The sequence below is a fragment of the Oceanicola sp. 502str15 genome (assembly GCF_024105635.1).
Lineage (GTDB): Bacteria > Pseudomonadota > Alphaproteobacteria > Rhodobacterales > Rhodobacteraceae > Vannielia.
On the sequence record NZ_WYDQ01000001.1, the window covers coordinates 1,174,174 to 1,189,643 of the forward strand.

Below are 15,470 nucleotides of genomic sequence, written 5' to 3' on the forward strand. Positions count from 1 at the left end.
TAGCGTGGAGTTCCGGTTGGTGCAAGCATCGTCGGTTGGTGGGTCTCACCCGCCCTACAGGCGGGAGGTAGGGTCGGTGCCACCCCAGCGCCGCTCAAAACGGGCCGTCCTCCAACACCCCATCGGCGCTCATCTGGGCGTAGAGCAGCCCCTCGCGCAGGCCCCGGTCAGCGACCGAGAGCCGGTCGGTGGGCCAGGCGCGCATCAGCGCCTGAAGGATCGCGGCGCCCGACATGATGAGTGCCTGCCGGTCGCGCCCGATGCGCGGATCGGCCCGGCGTCCGGCGTCGCCCATGATGAGGTAGCCGCGGATCACCGAGTCGATCTGGGCCGTGGTCATGCGCAGCCCGTCGACCTTGTTGCGGTCATAGCGGCGCAGCCCGAGGTGGGAGGCGGCCACGGTGGTGACGGTGCCCGAGGTGCCGATGATCTGGAACCCCTCGCGCCCGACGCCGACCTGATAGGGGGTGAACTCGGCCAGCATGTCCTCGAAGTAGCAGGACATCAGGGCAAAGCGGGCGCCATCGCCGGCCACGTCGCGGAACTGGTCGCGCAGGGTGGCAACGCCGAGGGGGATCGAGATCCAGTCGACCACCTTGGCGGCGGGAAACGGGCTGTTTTCGGTGACGAAGCCCTTGTGCAGCCGCATGATGGCGCGGGACCGGTCGGCGCGGGGGACGCGGGAGATGTCGATCCAGACAAGCTCGGTGGAGCCGCCGCCGATATCGACGACCAGGAGCTGCTCGGTGCGGGTGGAGACCAGCGGCGCACAGCTCACCACGGCGAGGCGGGCCTCTTCCTCGGGCTGGATGATTTCGAGCGCGAGGCCGGTTTCGCGCTCGACCGACTCGATCAGCTCGTGGGCGTTTTCGGCCCGGCGGCAGGCCTCGGTGGCGACGAGGCGCATCCGCTCGACCCGGTGTTTCTGGAACTTCTTGCGGCAGATCCGCATGGCCTGCACGGTGCGCGCCATCGAGGCACGGCTGATCCGGCCAGAGGCCTCAAGCCCCTGCCCCAGCTGGACAGACTTCGAAAAGCTGTCGATGACGTGAAACTGGTTGCCCTTGGGTTGGGCCACCAACATACGGCAGGAATTGGTGCCGAGGTCCAGCGCCGCATAGGTGGCAACTGGGTCGGCAACCGGCGGTGCAGGTGGTTCGACCGCTTTGGGGAACGCGCCCGCACCAGTGGGACGCTTCGCGGGCATGACGCCCTCCATTTCGAGTTGGGCCCAGCGTAACGCTCATTGCGCAGCGATAGCAACTGTTTTGCCGGAGCGCAGTCTGCTCATGATTAACATGAAATATTCGACGGCTCCGGCGCCTTTAACCACACCTCAACCCCCGGTAGGGTCGAATGCGACGGGCGCTTGTCGTTTCCGCTTCTCACCATGTCGAAATTCGCGCGTGGGGGGGCGGAGATTCCGCGTAGACGGGATTTGAGAGGTGCCCATTTGGGCAAGTGAAGGGACGGGCTGAATGGCCGAAATCACCGTGGTTTACTGGCGGGACATCCCCGCACAGGTCATCGTCGGCAAGGGCCGTCGCGGATCGAAGGCGGTGCTGCCCGAGCGCTTTGAGCAGGCGATTGACCGTTGCGCCATGAAGATCGGCGCGAAAGACAGCGATGCCTACCTCTCGGAGTGGCGCAAGGTGCCCTCGGGCACGGCGGAGGGCGACCCCGATGCCGTGGCCAAGGAAACCGCCGAGCGCTTGGACAGCGAGCATGGCCCGGATGTGATCCGCGCCCTGATCGCCAATGACGGCTGGGCCAAATCGGCCTGACATGATCCGTTTCTGGGAGCGCGCCATGAATATCCTCAACTTCCGCCGCAAGAGCCCCGCCCCGATGAACGGGGATGTGGCGAGCTACATTCAGGGCTACTCGATCGAGGTGATGCCCCGGACGGCCGAGAAGGTGGAGGATTTCCGCGCACTGCTGCCCGAGGGCACCCGGGTTTACATCGCCCACATCGACGGCACCCCGATCTACGACATGGTGGCGACGGCGAAGCGCATCGCCGGTGAGGGCTTTGAGGTGATGCCGCACTTCCCGGCCCGGATTATCCCCGATGCCGCCACGCTGGCCGACTGGATCGCGCGCTACCAGGGCGAGGCCGGGGTGACCCAGGGCCTGCTGCTGGGCGGCGGGATCAGCCAGCCTCACGGCGATTTTTCCGACTCGATGCAGTTGCTCGAGACCGGCCTGTTCGACCGCGCCGGGTTTACCCGCCTTCACGTGGCCGGCCACCCCGAGGGCAACCGCGACATCGACCCGGACGGCGGCATGAAGAACGTCATGCAAGCCCTTCGCTGGAAGCAGGATTTTGCCGAGCGCTCCGATGCGCATATGGCCATTGCCACGCAGTTCTGTTTCGAGGCGGACCCGGTGGTGCACTGGGCCGAAGACCTTGCCGCCGAGGGCATTTCGCTGCCGATCCACATTGGCATTGCGGGTCCGGCGAAGTTGCAGACCATGATCAAGTTCGCCATCGCCTGCGGTGTCGGCCCCTCCCTGCGGGTGTTGCAACGCCGCGCCAAGGATGTGACCAAGCTGGTCCTGCCCTTCGAGCCCTCCGACGTGCTCGCCGGCCTCGCGAGCGCCCGCGCTGCGGGCCGGGCCACCAACATCGAGCAGGTGCATTTCTTCCCGCTGGGCGGGATCAAGACCTGCGCCACATGGGCCGCCGAAAACGGTGCGCCCGCCACCGCCAAATCCGCCTGAGCCGCCGCGCCAGAGCCAACCCCTGAGAAAGAGCCCCATGACCCGCACTGTCATCGAGTCCAAGACCAAGACCGTCACCATCGGCTTTGACGAGCCGTTCTGCGTGATCGGTGAGCGGATCAACCCGACGGGCCGCAAGAAGCTGGCCGCCGAGCTGGAGTTGGGCGATTTTTCCACCGTCGAGCGCGACGCGCTGGAGCAGGTGGCCTGCGGGGCGACGGTGCTGGATGTGAACTCGGGCGCGGTCTTTACCAACAAGATGGCCGAAGATCCGCGCTATGCCGACAACAACTTTGTCGAGCCGATGCTGATGAAGGAGCTGGTGGCGAAGGTGCAGGCCGTTGTTGATGTGCCGCTCTGCATCGACTCCTCCGTGCCCGGCGCTTTGGAAAACGGGCTGGAAATGGCCGAGGGCCGCCCGCTGCTGAACTCCGTCACCGGCGAGGAGGAGCGGCTGGAGCTGGTGCTGCCGCTGGTGAAGAAATACAACGTGCCGGTGGTGGCGATTTCCAACGACGACACCGGCATTTCGGAAGACCCCGACGTGCGCTTTGCGGTGGCCAAGAAGATCGTGGAGCGCGCTGCCGATTTCGGCATTCCGGCCCATGACATCGTGGTGGACCCGCTGGTGATGCCGATCGGCGCCATGGCGACTGCCGGGCACCAGGTGTTTACCCTCGTGCGGCGGCTGCGCGACGAGCTGGGCGTGAACACGACCTGCGGGGCGTCCAACATCAGCTTCGGCCTGCCCCACCGCCACGGGGTCAACGCCGCCTTCCTGCCCATGGCCATCGGCGCGGGCATGACCAGCGCCATCATGAACCCGGTGCGGGCGGTGGAGATGGAGGCGATCCGCGCCGCCAACCTGCTGATGAACCACGACCCGAACGGCGGGGCCTGGATTGGGTTTTCGCGCATTCTGGATGCGGTCGAGGCGGGCGAGAGCTTTGCCGAGGCCTCAAAGGCTTCGGCTGCGAGTGGCGCGGGGCGCGGCGGGCGTCGGCGTCGGCGGGCCTGATCGGGATTTGATGCAAGTTTTAAGGGCTAAATCGGGCCTGTCGGGGGCTACGGTTAACCGGCTGTTAGAACCTGTGGCTCAAGTTGGACGTCATGGACATGGAGGGCCGCATCGCCCCCGCCGCCCAGAACGGGCCTTCACGCCTCCCCTTGCACCGCCTCGGCGTGCCTTTAAGGGGGCAATGCGGCCCGTTTTTCCAGCCCACCCGCTGGTGCGTCCTCCCCTTGTCAGACAGCGCGCGAGCAGGCATCCATGGGCCGATTCATCGGAGAGCCCTGCGATGCGACCTGCCCTGATTGCCCTCACCGCCCTGCTTGTTCTGGGCACCGTCGCGGCGCTTGCCCTTGGCCTGTCGCGGCGCAGCCAGACGGCGGGAAGCGGTGAGGATGAGGGGTTTCCGACGCTGTGGAGTGCGGGGGCGTTTACCTATCGCACCGATCTGGAAACCGGGGGCTGCGAGATGAAGATCACCACCGAAGTGATTGAACCGGAAGGGTTTGACGGTGAAAGCCGGGTGCTTTCCGTTGCGCTTTCGGCGCTTGACCCGGCGCGGATCGAGACCACCTCGCGCAACCCCGCCCTTGGCCTGCCGGGACTGCTCACCTTTCATGCCCGCCCGGGCGAGACCGTGGCCTGCACGTTGCTGGAAGGTGGGCCCTGCCCGACCGCGACCCGCGACAAGGCAGAGCTGCAACTGCCGCCCTTCTGGGCCGACCGGCCCGATGACCTTGCCCGGCTGATCCGCGCCGACATAGATGGATGCACCCCCCAATGACCGACCCTCTCGTGATCTTCACCCCCTCCGGCAAACGCGGCCGCGTGCCCGCCGGCACCTCGGTTCTGGCCGCCGCCCGCAAACTCGGGGTCGATCTCGACTCGGTCTGCGGGGGGCGCGGGATTTGCTCGAAATGCCAGGTCAGCCCCGGATCGGGCGAGTTTTCCAAGCATGGGGTGACGGTGGAGGCCGATGCGCTGACCGACTGGAACGAGGTGGAGGCGCGCTATGACCGGGTGCGCGGGCTGAAGGAAGGCCGCCGCTTGGGCTGCCAGGCCTGCATCGAGAAGGACGTGGTGATCGACGTGCCGCCGGAGAGCCAGGTGCACAAGCAGGTGATCCGCAAGAGCGCCGACACCCGCGCCATCGAGATGGACCCGGCCACGCGGCTCTACCTGGTGGAGGTCGAAGAGCCCGACATGCACGCCCCCACCGGCGACTTCGAGCGCCTTGCAACGGCGCTGGAGAAGGCGTGGGGCATCAAGGGCTTGCAGGCCGACCTTGACCTGCTTTCACAGCTTCAGCCGGTGCTGCGCAAGGGGGAGTGGCAGGTGACATGCGCGGTTCATCAGGCCGAGGGCGCGCCCCGGCTGCTGGCGCTTTGGCCGGGGTTTTACGAGGGGCCGCTGCACGGGCTGGCGATCGACCTTGGCTCCACCACCATCGCCGCGCATCTCTGCGATCTGACCAGTGGCGCGGTGCTGGCCAGCAGCGGCGTGATGAACCCGCAGATCCGCTTTGGTGAAGACCTGATGAGCCGGGTCAGCTACGCGATGATGAACCCCGGCGGCGACAGGGAAATGACCGCCGCCATGCGCGGCGCGCTGGCCGACCTTGCCCGCGCCTGCGCCGAGGAGGCCGGGGTGGAGACCGACTCGATCTTTGAGATCACGCTGGTCTGCAACCCGGTCATGCACCACCTCGCGCTGGGGATCGACCCGGTGGAGCTGGGCCAGGCGCCCTTTGCGCTGGCCACCTCCGATGCGCTGGAGCTGCCCGCCGCCACGCTCATGCCCGGCGCGATCCACCCGCAAGCTCGCGCCTTCCTGCTGCCCTGCATCGCAGGCCACGTGGGGGCCGATGCCGCCGCTGTTGCGCTCTCGGAAGCGCCGCACAAGGCCGAGGCGCTGACGCTGATCGTCGATGTCGGCACCAACGCCGAGATCCTGCTGGGCGACAAGCGCCGCGTGCTGGCCTGCTCCTCGCCCACCGGCCCGGCCTTCGAGGGGGCGCAGATCAGCTCGGGGCAGCGGGCCGCGCCCGGCGCGATCGAGCGGGTGGAGATTGACCCCGAGAGCAAGGAGCCGCGCTTCAAGGTGATCGGCTGCGATCTGTGGAACACCGAGGAGGGGTTTGATCTGGCGACCGCGACCACCGGGGTGACCGGGATTTGCGGCTCGGGGATCATCGAGGCGGTGGCAGAGATGCGGATGGCCGGGCTGCTTGACCGCTCGGGGCTGATCGGCTCGGCGGAGGCCACGGGCACGGCGCGGATCACGCCGCAGGGGCGCACCTTCGTGTATCTGATCTTTGACGGCACCGCCGAGGGCGGGCCGCGCATTACCGTCACCCAAGGCGATATCCGGGCGATTCAGCTCGCGAAATCAGCGCTTTACGCGGGTGCACGGCTGCTGATGGACGAGCTGGGCGTGGACGAGGTCGACCGGGTCGTGCTGGCCGGGGCCTTTGGCGCCCATATCAGCCCGAAACACGCGATGGTGCTCGGGATGATCCCCGATGCGCCGCTAGAGCGGGTGACGAGCGCGGGCAATGCTGCGGGCACGGGGGCGCGGATTGCCCTGCTGAACAAGGCGGCGCGGGTCGAGGTGCAGAAGATCGTGCGCGAGATCACCAAGGTAGAGACCGCGATCGAGCCGCGCTTTCAGGAGCATTTCGTGGCGGCCAACGGCATTCCCCATGCCACGGCGCCCTTTCCGGAACTGTCGAAAGTGGCGCCCCTGCCCGAGCCCTCGTTCAACACCGGCGGCAGCGGTGGTGAGGGCGGACGGCGGCGGCGCAGGCGGGGCTGACGGGCAAACCCTTGGTTTTGCGTGCCTTTCAGGAGGCGCGCAAAAAACCTTATGCGCCAGGTCTGGAAAATCGCCGGGCGCGCGCCCACCTGTTGAGCATCACGATATTGCGTGATGACCAAGACCTTTTCAGACGATCTTTCGACAGGAAGCCATATCATGACCAGACCCGTTCTTGCAGCTTTCGCGCTTGTCGCCCTCGTTACGGCCCCGGCCTTTGCTGGCGATATCAAGACCGCGACGAAATCCTCCAAATCCCCGCGCGGCGGCATTTCGGCGCCCGACAGGGGCTATACCGCGACGGACGACCTCTGGAAGTAACACCACGCCGTGGCGGCGCGCCCTCCCCGCGCGCCCGGCAAGAGCAGATCCCGGCCTGACGGCCCCGGCGCCCTCTCCTCCCCAAGGCCTGCCCTCCCGCAGGCGGGCGCGCTGTCAGCCGGTAGATCCGGGCCGGTGGCCTGGCAGGTCCTCCCCCTGCCAGCCCCGGCCCGGCCCATTTTTGGCAGGCGAAATTGCATGACGGGCTTTGTCATTGGCAATCGGCGCGCGGCTCCCCCATATCTGTTTCATCGCAGCGACGAGCTGATGGAGCGAAACGAAATCAAGGGGTTACTTGCCATGGATCCGGTCACTTTCCTCCCAGGCCAGCCATGGCGCCCCCTTGGCCATCAGCTTCGTTCGCGGCGAGAGGTGTTTCCCTCCGGCGGTTGACGGGGCCTCCCCCAGTCATCCTCCCCTGATGGCCCGATTTCTCCGCGGGCCGGGGGTTGGCTCCCGCGCCGGTCCTTGCGGGGTGGAGTGTGGCAGGTCAGGCCCTGCCGCTCCGCCCCGCCTCTTTTTTCAATCCCTTGACGGCAGGCGCGGCGAGACGTATCTCAGCCTTCGCGGCGGGTATGATGTAGTGGTAGCCTGTCAGCTTCCCAAGCTGAACGTGCGGGTTCGATTCCCGCTACCCGCTCCAGATCTTCGAACAATCGGATGGGCAGCCGCATGGCCTGCGGGCCGCGCCGGACGGGCGCAGCCTGCCGGGGTCAGCGGCGCTTGCGGATGAAATCCACCAGCATCCGGGTGCTGTCGTCCTTGTCGGCGCCATCGGCTTCGCCGGCGACCACGGGTTGCAGGGCGACGGCGAGTTCCTTGCCGAGTTCCACCCCCCATTGATCGAAGCTGTTGATGCCGAGGATCACCCCTTCGACGAAGACGCGGTGCTCGTAGAGCGCGATCACCATGCCGAGGATCTCCGGGGTCAGCTCGGGGTAGAGCAGCATGGTGGAGGGGCGCGAGCCGGGGAAGACGCGGTGGGCGGCCTGGCGCTCGAGTTCGGCACCCTCGAAGCCCTTGGCGGCCATCAGGGCGGTCGCTTCCTTCATCGAGCGGCCGTTCATCAGCGCCTCGGCCTGGGCGAGGCAGTTGGCGACGAGCAGCTCGTGCTGGTGGGCCAACTCGCTTTCATGGCCGCGGGCGGCGACCATGAACTCGCAGGGCACAACCCCGGTGCCCTGATGGATGAGCTGGTAGAAGGCGTGCTGGCCATTGGTGCCGGGCTCGCCCCAGACCACCGGGCCGGAGGGCACCTTGAGCCTGTCGCCCGACATCCGCACCCGCTTGCCGTTGCTCTCCATCTCGAGCTGCTGGAGGTAGGCCGGGAGCCGGGCCAGCCGCTGGTCGTAGGGCAGCACGGCGCGGGTGGGGTAGCCGCAGACCTGGTGATGCCAGATGCCGACGAGGGCGAGCAGCACCGGCAGGTTGTCCTTGAACTCGGCGGCGCAGAAGTGCCTGTCCATCGACTGGGCCCCGCGCAGGAAGGCCTTGAAGGCGTCGGGGCCGATGGCCAGCATCAGCGACAGACCGATCGGGCCCCAGACCGAATAGCGCCCGCCGACCCAGTCTTCGAAGCCGAACACCCGCTCGGGCGGGATGCCGAAGGCGGCGGTTTTTTCCATGTTGGTCGAGAGCGCGGCGAACTGGGCCTTTGCATCGCCCCCGCCCTCGGAGATCCAGGCCTTGGCGGTGGCGGCGTTGGTCATGGTTTCGATGGTGGTGAAGGTCTTGGAGGCGACGATCACCAGCGTTGTCTTTGGGTCGAGGCCGTGCAGGCTGTCGGTGATGTCGGCACCGTCGACGTTGGAGACGAAATGGGTGCGCGGTCCGTCGTGGTAGGGCGCGAGCGCGAGGCAGGCCATGGCGGGGCCGAGATCGGAGCCGCCGATGCCGATGTTGACGACATCGGTGATGGCGCCCCCTGCCCCCGTGAAGCTGCCCTTGCGCACCTCGTTCGAAAACGCCTCCATCCGGCCGAGCACCTCGAGCACGCCGGGCATGACATCGGCGCCGTCGACCATGACAGGGCCGCCGTCGATCCCGCGCAGGGCGGTGTGCAGCACGGCGCGGCCTTCGGTGTCGTTGATCTTTTCGCCCGCGAACATCGCATCGCGCTTGCCTGCCACCCCGGATTTTTCGGCCAGTTGCATCAGCAGCCAGAGCGCCTCGGTGTCGATCGAGGTTTTCGAGAAGTCGAACAGCATGTCACCGAAGCGGGCCGAGAAGTTGGCCGCCCGGTTGGGGGTGGCGAAGAGCCTGGAGATGGGGCGACGGGCATGTTCGGCCTGATAGGCCCTCAGCTTGTCCCACATGGCTGATATCCTTTCGTCGATCCGCCTTCCGGCCTGTTTGCGCTAAATCTCTGCATGAAAGCTTAACGGCCTTCATGAACCTCAAGTCGGGCGGGCGCCTAGGGGGCCCAGTGCACCACGGCCTCGCCCAGCACGCACTTTACCGGGGCCTCGGCGGGCGAGAGGTGGCGGGCGCGTTCGAGGGCCGAGAGCTTGGCCTCGCCGGTGATGAGAATATGGGTCGAGAGCGCGCCCTGAAGCACCGGCGCCGAGAGGGTGATGCGCGGCTCGTCGGCGGCTTCGGCCCGCATCGGCAGCAGGATCGGGGCCTCGTCGGAGAGCGCCTCGGTCAGCCGGTCGGCGCCGGGAAAGAGCGAGGCGGTGTGCATGTCGGCGCCCATGCCGAGCAGCAGGACGGAAATGGGCAGGTGCGGGGCGATTCCCTCTGCGAGCCCCTCCATCGCGTCTTCTGGGCGATCGGCCGGGGCATAGAGCGGCACGTAGTTGGCCGCCGCCGCCGGGCCGGTGAGCAGGCGCTCGCGGATCAGGCGGGTGTTGGAGCGCGGGCTGTCTTCGGGCACCCAACGCTCGTCGTTGAGGAACACCGTCACGCGGCTCCAGTCGAGCGACTTGCGCCCTGCGAGCAGGTCGAAGACCGGCCCCGGGGTGGAGCCGCCGGGCACGCAGAAGCTGGCGGCTTCGTGGGTTTCGAGCGCCATGGTCAGTTCCGACGAGATCTGGTCGGCCAGATCCATCATCATCATCTCGGCGTCGGGATATTCGCGCAGTTTCATACCTTGATGTCTCGCCATTTGCGTCCGTCGCGGTGCAGCAGCGCCAGCGCGTCTTCGGGGCCGGTGGAGCCCGCGTCATAGGGTTTGGGCACGTCGTGGCGGGCGATCCAGCCCTCGATGATCGGGTCGGTCCAGGCCCAGGCGGCCTCGACCTCGTCGCCGCGCATGAAGAGGGTCTGGTTGCCGCGGATCACGTCCATGATCAGGCGCTCGTAGGCGTCGGGGACATCCTCGGCATCCGGCCCCAGCGCCTCGGCGAAGGACATGTCGAGGGGCACGTCCATCAGGCGCATCCCGCCCGGGCCCGGCTCCTTGATCGTTACCCCGAGTTCCATGCCTTCGTTGGGCTGGAGGCGGATGGTGAGGATGTTGCGGTGCAGCCCGGCCTCGGCGCCGAAGATGGAGTGGGGCGTTTCCTTGAAGACCACGGCGATCTCGGAGGCGCGCGCCTTCAGCCGCTTGCCGGTGCGCAGGTAGAAGGGCGTGCCCGACCAGCGCCAGTTGGAGATGCCGACCTTCATGGCCACGTAGCTCTCGGTACGCGAGCGCGCATCCTCAACGTCTTCGCGGTAGCCCGGCCCTTCCGGCCCGGCGTCATATTGGCCGCGCACGATGTGGTGGGGGTTCACCTCGTCGAGCGCGCGGATCACCTTGAGCTTCTCGTCGCGCACGGCGTCGGGGTCGAACTTGGCGGGCGGCTCCATGGCGATGAGGCAGAGGAGCTGCATCAGGTGGTTCTGCACCATGTCGCGCATTGCGCCGGACTTGTCGTAGTAGCTGCCGCGCCCGCCGACGCCCACGGTTTCGGCCACGGTGATCTGGATGTGATCGACATATTGCGAGTTCCAGAGCGGCTCGAAGAGCATGTTGCCGAAGCGCACGGCCATCAGGTTCTGGACCGTTTCCTTGCCGAGGTAATGGTCGATCCGGTAGATCTGGGTTTCGTGGAAATGCGCCGCGAGGTCGGCATTCAGGGCCTTGGCGGAGGCGAGGTCGTGGCCGAACGGCTTTTCGACCACGATGCGGCTGCGCTCGGTGGCGATGCCGTGGCTCTTCAGCCGCGAGGCGAGGTCGCCAAAGAGGCTGGGGCCGACCGAGAAGTAGTAGGCGCCGATGACGCCGGGGCGCATCTTGGAATTCAGCTCTTCCCAACCGGCCTCGCCCTTGGCGTCGATCGCCACATAATCCAGCCGCTCCAGAAAATCGCTCACCCCGGCCACGTCGCTCTTGTGCTTGGGGTCGCCGAACTCCTCGATCGCCTCTTTCACCATCTCGCGGTAGCCGTCCCGGTCGAGATCGGAGCGGGCGGCGCCGATGATGCGGGCCTCGGAGGGCATCTGGCCGGAGGCCATGCGGCGGTAGAGGCCGGGCAGGATCTTGCGGCGGGCAAGATCGCCCGTGCCGCCGAAGATCACCAGGTCGAAGGGATCGACGGGAATGACGCGTGATACCATGGGGTCTCCCTGCGGCTCGGCGCTCTGGGGTTCGTTAGCGCTAACGGCCCCGGTTTAACCGCAGCCCTCGGGGAAGTCTAGCACCCAAGGGTGGGTGGGCAACCCGGCGAATGAACGGATTTGTCACGACAAGGCGGATTGCCCGACCGGGGCGGCATGAGCATAGTTGGGATGAAGATTTGAGACAGACATTCACCAAGGAGCCATTGCCATGTCCCCTGCCCTGCGCAGCCTTGCCCTCGCCGCCAGCCTCACCCTTTCACCGCTCGCCGCCACGGCCCAGTCGGGCGGGATGATCCAGCAATCCGACCCCGAGCACGTGGCCCGCATCGCCGGGGTGCTGACGGGCATGGGCTTTCAGGTCTCGGACCTCGGGCAGGACGGGCCATGGGGCTTTCTGGCCGAGTACAAGGGCAGCAAGGTGCTGGTGCAGCCGGTGAGCTGCCAGCAGGGAAAGCCCTGCAACTTCCTGCGGATCGAAACCCGCTATGGCTATGACAGCGCCTTCGATGCCGCCGATGTCGAGGATTTCAACCGCCGCGCATGGTGCTGCAAGATGGTGCAGGTGGCGCCGGGCAAGGTGCATATGTCGATGACCCTGCCCTTCAACGCGCCGATGACCGAGGCCTATCTGCGTGAAAGCCTCGCGGTGCAGTATTCGATGCACAACACCGCCTGGGACATGCTGACCGAATGGTATGAGCGCGGCCCCGCCACGGCGGCGGTGGCCCCCTCGCAACCCGCCACGCCGCCCTCTGCCCCGCCGACGCTCGGCATCAGCCCCGCCGAGATCGAAGTGAGCGGCGCGGCCCCCTCCGAGGCCCCCAAGCTGGGCGTGGGTGTGGGCAGCTTCAGCGCGGATGTGCTGCTGGAGTGATCGAGGCCGGGTGAGGCGTTTTCCGTTTGGAGGGTATCGAGATGTTTCTGCGCAAGACCGTGTTTGCCGCCCTTTTTCTGGCCCCCCTCGCGGCCGGGGCGACCACGCCGGAGGATCTTGCCGAGCTGGCGGCCGGTCAGGGCGTTGCCTTTGATCCCGCCGGCGGCGAGCTGAGCCCCGGGGGCACGGTCATTGCCTTTCCGCTCGACCTGCCGGGTGGCGACCATGTGCTGCGGTTCTATGATTGTAGCGTGGGCGGCTGCGGCGAGGTGGAGGTGACCTCCAAGCTGCCCAATCCGGGCGGGATGGATGGCGACTCCTTCAGCCAGCTGCTGAAATCGGGCGGGCTTGCGGCCTTCATGTCGCCGCCGCTGAAACACCGGATCACGTTGAAGGCGGAAGAGGCGCGCATCGTCACAGCTTTCGAGACCGACGCGCCGGAGGCGCTGGCGGAGGCTCTGGGGCATTGGCGGCAAGGGATCGGGGTGCTGGGCAAGGCGCTTGCCGACTTCACCCCGCCGCCGGAGCTGGAGCTGCCGCCGGTGTTCCGGCCCGAGGCGCTGGAGGCGGTGCTGGCCGAGTTGGGCGGCATTCTGGAGCGCGATGACGAGGGCGGCGCGCGGGTGCCCGAGGGCGAGCGCAGCTACCTGGTGTCGCTCGACGAGCTCTCCTACCTTGCCATCTTCTCGGGGTGCCGGGCGGAAGGCTGCGGCGGGTTGCAGCTGGAGGCGGTGGTCGAGAACCGCTCGGGCAGGACCGGCGCGGGGTTCAGCGAGATCTATGACGACGGGCGTTTCGGCTTTCTGGACGAGGGCGAGCTGGCCTATGAGGTGCGCCCCGGACGGCGCACGGTGACGATCGCCAGCATCGTGGCGCCCGAGCTGTTCGAGCGGCGCGCGGATTTCCTGCGCAGCCTCGGGGTGTTTCATCGCTATGTCACCGAGGTGGAGGCGGCTCTGGCCACCGCCCCGCCTGCGCCCGATCCGCTTGAGCTGCGCGCCCGCAGTCCGCAGGAGCTGGCCGAGCTGGCAAAGGCGATCGGCTACTCGGCCAGCGCGGTAATGAGCGGCGGGCAGCATATTGTACGGGTGGCGACGCGCTCGGCGCCGATCCTCATCCGCTTTCAGGGCGGCTGCGCAGAGGACGACCCGACGGGCTGCCGCTTTGTGATCCTCTCCTCCAGCCTCGAGCTGCACGAGCGCCCGGGCCTGGAGGACATCGAGCGCTACAACGCGGAAAGCTACTGCTGCAAGGCGATCTGGTCGGCGGAGACGCGGAGGCTGGTGCACAGCATGAGCCTGCCGCTGCAACAGGGGATCGACGGGGGGCTGCTGCGCGAGAGCCTGCTGATCCATCGCTCGCAGCGCGCTCTGTTCGAGCGGGCCTTCGGGGCGGCGCAGTAGGCGGGCGGCTCAGGCCTCCAGCTCGGCGTCCCAATAGAGGTAATCGACCCAGCTGTCGTGCAGGTAGTTGGGCGGAAAGCGGCGGCCCATGTTCATCAGTTCGCCCGCGCTCGGGGGCCGTGGCGGCTTGCGCAGGCTCATGCCGGTTTGCGCCAGCTGGCGCGAGCCCTTGCGCAGGTTGCAAGGCGCACAGGCGGCCACCACGTTTTCCCAGCTGGTGCGCCCGCCGCGGGCACGGGGCACCACGTGGTCGAAGGTCAGATCGCCCTTGGCCCCGCAGTACTGGCAGCGGAATTCGTCCCTCAGAAACAAATTAAAGCGCGTGAAGGCCACGCGCTTTTGGGGTTTTACGTAATCTTTCAACACGACGACCGAGGGGATCCTGATCTCGGTGGAGGGACTTCGCACCACCTCGTCGTATTCGGCGATGATGCTCACCCTGTCGAGCCAGGCCGCCTTGATGGCCTCCTGCCAGGGCCAGAGGGAGAGCGGGTAGTAGGAGAGCGGACGGTAATCGGCGTTCAGCACCAATGCGGGGTGGTGTTTGAGGTTCGTGGGTTCTCGGACGAAAGCCGTCCTGAAATCGCCGTCCATCTGCCTGTCTCCGTGCTCGTCTGCCTGTCTGTTCTTGCGTCTCGCGCCGTGAGTCTTTTTCCGACTATATCTGGGGTGAAACCCCGCGCAACCCCCGCAACATGCGGTGTTGTCTGAAGAAATGCCCCGATTCCGTGACAGGGGCGTGACAGCGCCCGGCCCGGGCGGGCGGCCGGAATGCTGCAGTGCCGCATATAGTGCGCCGCCCCGCGCCGACCAGCGTAGGTCGGGACTTGTCCCGACATTCGGGCGGCGGCGGGTGGTGTCGGGGGGATTTTGGGGGCGGCTCTAGGCTCCGGCGAGCTTGAGGAACATCGCCAGAAGGCCAAGCTCGGCATCGGCCTCAAGCCTGCCCTTGGCGCGCCAGGAGATCGACAGCGCCACCTTGGCGGCCGCCCAGCCCAGCATCTCGGCCTCGCTGACCTCGGCTGCCGGCGCAAAGAGGGCCGCCAGCCGCAGGGCGCGGGCCGGATCGGCCACCAGCGCCTCGGCCCCCTTGGGGTTGCGAAAGGCGTTGGCGAGGTCGAAGGGGCGCGGGCCGGCGATGCCCTTGGCGTCGAAGGCGGTCCAGCCACGGGGGCCGAGCTTGACGTTGTCGTGGTGGAGGTCGCCGTGGAGGGCGATGGGGGCGCCGGCCTCTGCCAGAAGATGGCGCAGGAGCGCCCGGGCCTGTGTGATCGCGGCGCGGTGCGCGGTGCTCAGGCCCGGCGCGAAGTCCAGCGCGTAGAGGGCGCGGCACCAGTCGGTTTCGCTCACCAGCCGGGGGTTTGGCCAGAGGGCGGGTTGTGACCACAGGCGCCGGGCCACGGCTGCGAGGTGTTCCGCGGCCTCGCGGTCGCGGCCCTCGCGCACGAGGTCGCCCAGCGAGGGACCGTCGAGCCATTCCATCAGCGCCGCACCTTCGGCCCTTGCGATCACCTGCACCGCACCCTGCCCGGCCCGCTCGGCCAGATACCCGACGCCGTCGGCCTCGTTGACCATGGACGGGTCGTGCCAGAGCTTCAGCGCCGCCAGCCCCGCGCCATGCCGCACGCGCCAGACCCGCGCAATCGCGGTTTCGGCCACCAGTTCGGGCGCGGAGACCGCGAAGCGGTCGAGCAGCCAGCGCGGCGGTTCGATCATGCCGTAGGGTGGGTGCAACCCACCGCCCGGCGGGTCTGCCATCCCGCAGAGAAGGTGAAACCCA

At 67.4% G+C, this 15,470-nt stretch carries 14 protein-coding genes and 1 tRNA gene; 9 read left to right on the forward strand and 6 right to left on the reverse strand.

All coding sequences use genetic code 11. The features are described from left to right. Nucleotides 1–94: 94 nt before the first annotated feature. Nucleotides 95–1,207 (reverse strand): Ppx/GppA phosphatase family protein, encoded by a 1,113-nt coding sequence (locus GTH22_RS05600; RefSeq protein WP_252943789.1) that lies wholly within the window; start codon nucleotides 1,205–1,207, stop codon nucleotides 95–97. A gap of 271 nt (nucleotides 1,208–1,478) precedes the next feature. Here GTH22_RS05600 and GTH22_RS05605 point away from each other — a divergent pair, with 271 nt between their 5' ends. From GTH22_RS05605 to GTH22_RS05635, 7 genes are all read left to right on the forward strand, one after another. Next, nucleotides 1,479–1,784 carry a virulence factor gene (locus tag GTH22_RS05605; RefSeq protein WP_252943790.1) on the forward strand — a complete coding sequence of 102 codons (306 nt, stop codon included), beginning with the start codon at nucleotides 1,479–1,481 and terminating at the stop codon, nucleotides 1,782–1,784. Between the two features lie 25 nt (nucleotides 1,785–1,809). Then, nucleotides 1,810–2,724, forward strand: a complete 915-nt coding sequence (locus GTH22_RS05610; protein ID WP_252947584.1) for a methylenetetrahydrofolate reductase — start codon at nucleotides 1,810–1,812, stop codon at nucleotides 2,722–2,724. 37 nt (nucleotides 2,725–2,761) lie between these two features. Continuing rightward, entirely contained in the window at nucleotides 2,762–3,742 is a 981-nt protein-coding gene (locus GTH22_RS05615; RefSeq protein WP_252943791.1) for a methyltetrahydrofolate cobalamin methyltransferase, read from the forward strand. Nucleotides 3,743–4,022: 280 nt separating this feature from the next. Beyond that, a complete protein-coding gene (locus GTH22_RS05620; RefSeq protein WP_252943792.1) occupies nucleotides 4,023–4,517 on the forward strand; it encodes a hypothetical protein in 495 nt (164 codons plus the stop codon). After that, nucleotides 4,514–6,547 carry an ASKHA domain-containing protein gene (locus GTH22_RS05625; protein WP_252943793.1) on the forward strand — a complete coding sequence of 678 codons (2,034 nt, stop codon included), beginning with the start codon at nucleotides 4,514–4,516 and terminating at the stop codon, nucleotides 6,545–6,547. Before GTH22_RS05620 ends, GTH22_RS05625 begins: the two co-directional genes overlap by 4 nt. Before the next feature lie 159 nt (nucleotides 6,548–6,706). Then, entirely contained in the window at nucleotides 6,707–6,868 is a 162-nt protein-coding gene (locus GTH22_RS05630; protein ID WP_252943795.1) for a hypothetical protein, read from the forward strand. A 569-nt stretch (nucleotides 6,869–7,437) separates the two neighbouring features. Further along, nucleotides 7,438–7,511 (forward strand) — tRNA-Gly (locus tag GTH22_RS05635). A 70-nt stretch (nucleotides 7,512–7,581) separates the two neighbouring features. On the opposite strand, the gene pgi is transcribed toward GTH22_RS05635, so the two are convergent. The 3 genes from pgi to zwf all read right to left on the reverse strand — a co-directional run bounded on the left by pgi (nucleotide 7,582) and on the right by zwf (nucleotide 11,410). Continuing rightward, on the reverse strand, nucleotides 7,582–9,183 hold the full coding sequence (gene pgi, locus GTH22_RS05640; protein ID WP_252943797.1) for a glucose-6-phosphate isomerase: 1,602 nt from the start codon (nucleotides 9,181–9,183) through the stop codon (nucleotides 7,582–7,584). Between the two features lie 98 nt (nucleotides 9,184–9,281). Continuing rightward, entirely contained in the window at nucleotides 9,282–9,956 is a 675-nt protein-coding gene (gene pgl / locus GTH22_RS05645; RefSeq protein WP_252943798.1) for a 6-phosphogluconolactonase, read from the reverse strand. Continuing rightward, nucleotides 9,953–11,410, reverse strand: a complete 1,458-nt coding sequence (gene zwf, locus GTH22_RS05650) for a glucose-6-phosphate dehydrogenase (protein ID WP_252943799.1) — start codon at nucleotides 11,408–11,410, stop codon at nucleotides 9,953–9,955. Before zwf ends, pgl begins: the two co-directional genes overlap by 4 nt. A 211-nt stretch (nucleotides 11,411–11,621) precedes the next feature. Between zwf and GTH22_RS05655 the strand changes: the two genes are divergently transcribed. Beyond that, entirely contained in the window at nucleotides 11,622–12,287 is a 666-nt protein-coding gene (locus tag GTH22_RS05655) for a hypothetical protein (protein ID WP_252943800.1), read from the forward strand. Between the two features lie 41 nt (nucleotides 12,288–12,328). Beyond that, nucleotides 12,329–13,690 (forward strand): hypothetical protein, encoded by a 1,362-nt coding sequence (locus GTH22_RS05660; protein ID WP_252943801.1) that lies wholly within the window; start codon nucleotides 12,329–12,331, stop codon nucleotides 13,688–13,690. A 9-nt stretch (nucleotides 13,691–13,699) separates the two neighbouring features. On the opposite strand, the gene GTH22_RS05665 is transcribed toward GTH22_RS05660, so the two are convergent. Continuing rightward, a complete protein-coding gene (locus GTH22_RS05665) occupies nucleotides 13,700–14,284 on the reverse strand; it encodes an HNH endonuclease (protein ID WP_252943802.1) in 585 nt (194 codons plus the stop codon). A gap of 288 nt (nucleotides 14,285–14,572) precedes the next feature. Further along, nucleotides 14,573–15,406 carry an aminoglycoside phosphotransferase family protein gene (locus tag GTH22_RS05670; RefSeq protein WP_252943803.1) on the reverse strand — a complete coding sequence of 278 codons (834 nt, stop codon included), beginning with the start codon at nucleotides 15,404–15,406 and terminating at the stop codon, nucleotides 14,573–14,575. Nucleotides 15,407–15,470 lie beyond the last annotated feature (64 nt).

Excerpts from the sequence above, each read along its gene's own strand:
- GTH22_RS05600 (WP_252943789.1), bottom strand. The coding sequence starts at position 1,207 with ATGCCCGCGAAGCGTCCCACTGGTGCGGGCGCGTTCCCCAAAGCGGTC.
- GTH22_RS05605 (WP_252943790.1), top strand. The coding sequence starts at position 1,479 with ATGGCCGAAATCACCGTGGTTTACTGGCGGGACATCCCCGCACAGGTC.
- GTH22_RS05610 (WP_252947584.1), top strand. The coding sequence starts at position 1,810 with ATGAATATCCTCAACTTCCGCCGCAAGAGCCCCGCCCCGATGAACGGG.
- GTH22_RS05615 (WP_252943791.1), top strand. The coding sequence starts at position 2,762 with ATGACCCGCACTGTCATCGAGTCCAAGACCAAGACCGTCACCATCGGC.
- GTH22_RS05620 (WP_252943792.1), top strand. The coding sequence starts at position 4,023 with ATGCGACCTGCCCTGATTGCCCTCACCGCCCTGCTTGTTCTGGGCACC.
- GTH22_RS05625 (WP_252943793.1), top strand. The coding sequence starts at position 4,514 with ATGACCGACCCTCTCGTGATCTTCACCCCCTCCGGCAAACGCGGCCGC.
- GTH22_RS05630 (WP_252943795.1), top strand. The coding sequence starts at position 6,707 with ATGACCAGACCCGTTCTTGCAGCTTTCGCGCTTGTCGCCCTCGTTACG.
- pgi (WP_252943797.1), bottom strand. The coding sequence starts at position 9,183 with ATGTGGGACAAGCTGAGGGCCTATCAGGCCGAACATGCCCGTCGCCCC.
- pgl (WP_252943798.1), bottom strand. The coding sequence starts at position 9,956 with ATGAAACTGCGCGAATATCCCGACGCCGAGATGATGATGATGGATCTG.
- zwf (WP_252943799.1), bottom strand. The coding sequence starts at position 11,410 with ATGGTATCACGCGTCATTCCCGTCGATCCCTTCGACCTGGTGATCTTC.
- GTH22_RS05655 (WP_252943800.1), top strand. The coding sequence starts at position 11,622 with ATGTCCCCTGCCCTGCGCAGCCTTGCCCTCGCCGCCAGCCTCACCCTT.
- GTH22_RS05660 (WP_252943801.1), top strand. The coding sequence starts at position 12,329 with ATGTTTCTGCGCAAGACCGTGTTTGCCGCCCTTTTTCTGGCCCCCCTC.
- GTH22_RS05665 (WP_252943802.1), bottom strand. The coding sequence starts at position 14,284 with ATGGACGGCGATTTCAGGACGGCTTTCGTCCGAGAACCCACGAACCTC.
- GTH22_RS05670 (WP_252943803.1), bottom strand. The coding sequence starts at position 15,406 with ATGATCGAACCGCCGCGCTGGCTGCTCGACCGCTTCGCGGTCTCCGCG.